Source organism: Devosia sp., assembly GCF_017307565.1.
In the GTDB taxonomy this organism is placed as follows: domain Bacteria; phylum Pseudomonadota; class Alphaproteobacteria; order Rhizobiales; family Devosiaceae; genus Devosia.
Genome location: NZ_JAFKHD010000076.1, coordinates 1 through 4,202, shown reverse-complemented (window position 1 = coordinate 4,202; position 4,202 = coordinate 1). Strand labels below are relative to the sequence as shown.

Here is a 4,202-nt window from a genome sequence, read left to right as displayed (position 1 = left end):
AATGATCGAAGCGACAGAGAGGTCGATTTCACCGGTTATGATCACGAGCGCCATGGCGAGCGCGATCAGCGCCTTTTCGGTGAAGTTGAACGTCATGTCGCTCAGGCTCCACTCGTTGAGGAAGTAGGGCGAGGCGAAGGAATTGGCGATGAAGATGGCCAGGGCCACCAGGATGAGCAGGCTTTCCCAGCTCAGCACAGCCGATTTGACGGGGTTGTCGAGCCGGTTGGGAAGGTGGCGGCCGGTTGCGGTCGTGTCACTCATGCGGCTTCTGCCTTCTTCAGGATAATGCGGCCCTTGGTGCGTTCGCTGCGGCCGTTGAGCACCACGGCGATCAGGATGGCGGCGCCGGAAATGGCCATCTGCCAGAACGGCGAAACGCCGATCACCGGCAGGGCATTGTTTACGACGCCAAGGAACAGCGCCCCAAGCAGAGCCCCGGCAACGGTGCCGATGCCCCCGGCGATGGAGACGCCGCCGATGACGCAGGCGGCAACGATGGTCAGCTCATAACCACCGGCGACTTCCACCGAGGCGATCACATAGCGCGAAATCCAGAGATAACCGCAGAGCCCCGAAATGGCGCCCGCCAGCACAAAGGCGAAGAACTTGGTCCGGCCCACATTGATGCCGGTGTAAACGGCCGCCGTCGGATTGACGCCGATGGCATAAAAGGCCCGACCCTGCGACGTGCGCGTCATCAGCAGATAGACGAGCGCTGCCACCACGATGGCGAACCAGCTCAGCACCGGGAGGCCAAGAAAGGTGCCGCGCTGAAGCTGGATGAAGTCGGCGCTCATCTGCGCCGCGTTCACCCAGGCGCCGCCCGAGATCACAAAAACCATGCCCCGGAAGATCGTCAGCGTGCCGAGCGTCACCACGATCGGCGGAATGTCGAGCTTCCAGACGAGGATGCCGTTGAAGGCGCCGAGCGCCGAACCGATCACCACGCTGCCCGCGATCAGGAGCGGGATCGGCACGCCGGGCGCCGCTGCGTTGATCATGGCAACGATCATGCCGGTCAGCGCCAGATTGGAAGCCATTGAGAGGTCGATGGAGCGCGTCAGGATGACCGCCATCTGCCCTAGCGCCAGCATCATCAGGATAGAGGTGTCGTTAAAGATGGTCAGCAGATTGCCCGTCTGCGCAAAGCGCGGAAAGCGCAGGGTAACGAGCGCGATCACGGCAATGATGCCGAGCGCCAGCCAGAGTTCACGGGTCTTGAAAAGCCGGTTCACGCCGCCTTCTCCTCAGCAATACCAGCCGCGAGCCGCACCAGCGTCTCAGGCTGCAGATTCTTGTTTTCGAGTGTTTCGATGATGAGCCCTTCGCGCATGACGACGACGCGGTCGCTCATGCCCAGGATTTCGGGCAGCTCGGACGAGACCATGATCACCGACAGGCCCTGCGCAACGAGCTCGGCCATAAAACCGTGCACCGCCGCCTTGGAGCCGATATCGATGCCCTTGGTGGGTTCGTCGAGAATGATCACCTTGGGAAGGGTCGCGAGCCACTTGGCGATCACGACCTTCTGCTGGTTGCCGCCCGAGAGGGTCGAGACGTTCTGGCTCAGCGAGGAAGCGCGCAGATCGAGCCGCTCGGTATAGGTGCGGGCCAGCGCGAACTCTTCCGCCATGCGGATAAAGCCCTTGGAACTAGTCTTGTCGATGCTGGGCAGCGAGACGTTCTTGAAGATCGGCTCGCCGGTAATGACACCCTGCTTGCCGCGCTCTTCAGGCACATAGACAATGCCGGCTTCGACCGCATCGGCGGCCGATTTCGGTGCGATGGTCTTGCCGTCGAGAACAATGGTCCCCGACGCCGTCTTCGTCATGCCGAACACAGCTTGCATGACTTCCGAGCGCCCGGCCCCGACGAGACCATAAAAGCCCAGGATTTCGCCCTTCTTCACCGAGAAGGAAATGTCCTCGAACTCGGTCGGGTGGCTCAGCGCCTTGACCTCGAGCACCGGCTCGCCAATCGTTGCCGTGCGCGCGGGGAAGATATGGTCTACCGAGCGGCCGACCATCAATTTGACGATCTCGCTTTCCGGGGTGTCCTTGATGAAACCCTTGCCCACCATTTCGCCGTCGCGGAACACGGTGAAGCGGTCGCAAATGCGGTAGATCTCGTCGAACTTGTGCGAGATGAAGAGGATGGCCTTGCCGTCGGCTTTCAGCAGCTCGACGAGCACGTAAAGCTCCTCGATTTCCTTCTGTGACAGGGCGGCCGTCGGCTCGTCCATGATCACGACCTGCGCATCGACGCTGAGCGCGCGGGCCACGGCCACGAGATGCTTCTTGGCGATGCCCAGTTCCTTGAGCGGAATACCGGCATCGATGCCTGCCGCCATGGAATCGAGCGTCTTCTGCGCTTCGGCGCGCATGGTCTTCCAGTCGATCATGCCGAAGCGGTTGCGCGGCGCGTGACCGAGATAAATGTTCTCGGCGACCGACAATTCGTCGAACAGCACGGTTTCCTGGTGGATGGCCGTGATCCCTGCATGGGTCGCCGAAATGGCGGTCGGCAGCGTCACGACCTGTCCCTTGACGCGGATTTCGCCTTCGTCCGGCTGGTAGATGCCAGTCATGGTTTTCACCAGCGTCGACTTGCCCGCGCCGTTCTCACCGATCAGCGCCGTCACCTGTCCAGGAAAAAGCTCGAGCGACACATTGTGCAATGCGCGCACGCCGGGAAAGCTCTTGGAAATGCCCGTAAGGGTCAGGATGGGTTCAGTCATTGGTAGCAATGCTCACGATGTAGCGCAGTACCATCCACAATCGTCATTGCCCGGCTCGTCCGTGCAATCCATGCGATGGCTCCGCGCCACTGGACCACCGGGACAAGCCCGGTGGTGACGAAGGAACGGAAAATAGTCAGCCCGGCGCATCAGCGCCGGGCTTTTGAAGTCTCAAGACCTCAGTAGATCTTGGAGAATTCGTCGATATTGGACTTGTCGAACTGGAACGGCGCGGCCATGGCGGCAGCGTTGTTGTCGTCAAGGGTCACCTGGCCGACCTTGCCGATCGAGAAGGTTGCGCCCGGCTTGGCTTCTTCACCCTTGATCAGGTCATTGGCGAGGTAGACGGCCGAGTAGCCGAGGTCGATCGGGTTCCACAGCGCCACGGCCTGGGAAGCACCGTTGTCGATGAACTGCTTGAACTCGGACGGCAGAGCGAGACCGGTGACGTTGATCTTGCCGATCAGGTGCTGGTCGGTCACGACCTGAGCCGCGGCAACGACGCCGACGGTGGTCGGGGCGATGATGGCCTTGAGGTTCGGATAGGCAGCGATCAGGCCGCGGGCTTCTTCGGTCGACTTCACGGAGTCGTCGTCACCATAGACGGTGGCCACGAGGTTGATCTTGGGGAACTTCTCCGGAATGACCTTCTTGGCCGCTTCGATCCAGGCGTTCTGGTTGGTCGCGGTCGAGGCCGCCGACAGAATCGCGACATCGCCGCCGTCGGGCAGGTAGTCGGCAGCCAGCTTGATGATGGTTTCGCCGATCAGGTTGATGTCCGAGGGGTTCAGGTGGATCTGGCGACCTTCGGGGGCAACGCCGGAGTCCCAGGACACGACCTTGATGCCGCGCTGCATGGCGCGCTGCAGAACCGGAACCAGAGCGTCCGGATCGTTGGCCGAGATGGCGATGGCGTCAACCTGCTGAGCGATCAGCGAGTTGACGACTTCGATCTGGGCTTCGGCGGTCGCGGCGGTCGGGCCGGTATAGATGAGCTCGATGCCGCCGATTTCCTTGGCAGCTTCTTCAGCGCCCTTGGCGGCGGCGTCGAAGAAGCCGTTGCCGAGCGATTTCACGACCAGCGCGATGCGGGTCTGGGCGAAAGCGGGCGTCGCCAGCAGAATGGCGGCAGCAGCAGTCGCGGCCATCAGTTTGAACAGTTTCATGAAAGTCCCTCCCTGGGATGCTTCTAGCGTCATGATCTCAGGCCACCGTGGATTGGTGGTCAGCCTGAGCAGTCGTGTCCGCCACGATGAGTTTCACGCCAGCCGTTTCCAGCATCTGGCGATCTTCGTCGCGGATGCCGCCATCGGTAATGACAGCGGCAATTCGATCGAGCCCGCAGAGGATAAGACTGCTGCGGCCCGAAAATTTGGAGGAGTCGGCCAGAACGATCAGTTCGTCGGCCTGCCCGATCAGCGCCAGTTCGGACTGCACGACCATAGGGTCGGCTTCCATCAGC

Annotated in this window: 3 protein-coding genes and 2 pseudogenes; all 5 read right to left on the bottom strand. The window is 61.6% G+C overall.

The window, feature by feature from the left end; genetic code table 11:
- Positions 1-264 (bottom strand): annotated as a pseudogene (locus J0I64_RS02470) (ABC transporter permease); the annotation flags it as partial.
- Positions 261-1,238, bottom strand: coding sequence for an ABC transporter permease (locus J0I64_RS02465; RefSeq protein ID WP_291406043.1), 978 nt, complete (start codon positions 1,236-1,238; stop codon positions 261-263). The pseudogene J0I64_RS02470 and the gene J0I64_RS02465, both read right to left, overlap by 4 nt.
- On the bottom strand, positions 1,235-2,740 hold the full coding sequence (locus J0I64_RS02460; protein ID WP_291406042.1) for a sugar ABC transporter ATP-binding protein: 1,506 nt from the start codon (positions 2,738-2,740) through the stop codon (positions 1,235-1,237). Before J0I64_RS02460 ends, J0I64_RS02465 begins: the two co-directional genes overlap by 4 nt.
- Before the next feature lie 179 nt (positions 2,741-2,919).
- Positions 2,920-3,906 (bottom strand): rhamnose ABC transporter substrate-binding protein, encoded by a 987-nt coding sequence (gene rhaS, locus J0I64_RS02455; protein ID WP_291406041.1) that lies wholly within the window; start codon positions 3,904-3,906, stop codon positions 2,920-2,922.
- Positions 3,907-3,943: 37 nt separating this feature from the next.
- Positions 3,944-4,202 (bottom strand): annotated as a pseudogene (locus tag J0I64_RS02450) (DeoR/GlpR transcriptional regulator); the annotation flags it as partial.